2 protein-coding genes are annotated in these 1,389 nt (G+C 40.1%); both read left to right on the forward strand.

Annotated features, from left to right (window positions below; all coding sequences use genetic code 11):
- Positions 1–119: 119 nt before the first annotated feature.
- Positions 120–491, forward strand: coding sequence for a hypothetical protein (locus GT641_RS12815; protein ID WP_161117735.1), 372 nt, complete (start codon positions 120–122; stop codon positions 489–491).
- Entirely contained in the window at positions 491–1,339 is an 849-nt protein-coding gene (locus tag GT641_RS12820; RefSeq protein ID WP_192919860.1) for an IS3 family transposase, read from the forward strand. Before GT641_RS12815 ends, GT641_RS12820 begins: the two co-directional genes overlap by 1 nt.
- Positions 1,340–1,389 lie beyond the last annotated feature (50 nt).

Here is a 1,389-nt window from a genome sequence, read left to right on the forward strand (position 1 = left end):
TGAAGTGGTAATCTAAAAGTAGACACCAACCCTATTATTGTAGACAATACTTTTTAGTAAGAGTATCATCAAATCATAAAGTAACCACGCCTGCGATAAGGGAATCATGGAGGTGTCATATGAAATACAGTTTAGAACAACAAATGGACATTGGTCGCCAGATGTATCTGCGTGAAATCACATATAAGGAAGCAATGGCTCGCTATAATATCAGCGAATCCTGTGCCCACAAATACATGACTGATTACAAAAAAGCAAACGGTATCCCCCTCAAGCAATCAGGCGGCAGGAAAGATTCATCTCTCTTGCTGCAATCATCATCTGCTTCCCCTGATATGGAAACATATATGGCAATGTCAAAGGAAGAACTGATTAATGAGCTTATTCTTGCCAAGGCAAACGAACTACGGGCAAAAAAAGGATACGAAGTGAAAGGGGTTGGTGCAAGCAGGGAATACATTTCTTTAAACAGCAGGAATACGAAATCATAATGGAGATGTCTTCACAGTTTCCAGTGAAACACCTGTGCAGGGTTCTTGGTATAAACCGAAGCGGATTTTACAAATGGAAAAAGCGTTTGGAACAACCTTCTGACCGCCTGAAGACTCTTGCCGCAAATCTAATGCTGTTTAAGGAGTACCACTCTAAGTATCCCTCTCATGGATACCGTTGGTTAAACGCTAAAATACGTCTGGATACCGGTCTTGTCATGTCGGACCAGTATGCCCACAAAATATGTAAATCGGCAGGGATTGTAAGTGCTTCTAAACATTACAGATACAAAAAACCTGGAGACCCTTACCGTATTTATCCCAATCTGTTACTAACGGGATTAAACATCACAGGTCCATTGCAGTGTGTTGTCAGCGATATGACTGCTTTTTATCTAAAAGGTATTTATTACGAATTAACATTGTTTATGGACCTTTGGAACAACGAGATTCTTTCGTATTCCCTTTCAACCAAAAGGGGAGACCGTATGACTTATATCAGCGGACTGGACGGATTGATTGACATCAAGAAAAAATATCCGGCTCTCGAAATGGTGCTGCACACCGATCAAGGCTCTGTTTATGCTTCTAAAAGTTTTAACGATCTACTGCCTTTGTATAACATAGTTCATTCTATGTCCCGTGCCGGCACACCAACTGATAATGCAGCCATGGAGGCAATTAACGGATGGATTAAAGCGGAAATATTTAATGATTTTCATGTTACGAGCAACGAAAACATTGAAAGAGATATAGCAAAATACATCGAGTTCTTCAATGAAGAACGTCCTGCATACTCTCTGAATTATCTGACTCCAAAACAGTATAGGGAGTACTATGCCTGCTAAGCGATGTGTAGAAACTAAAAATATGTGTCTACTTTTTGTTGACTACTGCA

Origin of the sequence: Clostridium sp. BIOML-A1 (assembly GCF_009874105.1) — a bacterium.
In the GTDB taxonomy this organism is placed as follows: Bacteria; Bacillota; Clostridia; order Lachnospirales; family Lachnospiraceae; genus Coprococcus.

Coding starts and splice junctions, on each gene's coding strand:
- GT641_RS12820 (WP_192919860.1), top strand. CDS start 491: ATGGAGATGTCTTCACAGTTTCCAGTGAAACACCTGTGCAGGGTTCTT.
- GT641_RS12815 (WP_161117735.1), top strand. CDS start 120: ATGAAATACAGTTTAGAACAACAAATGGACATTGGTCGCCAGATGTAT.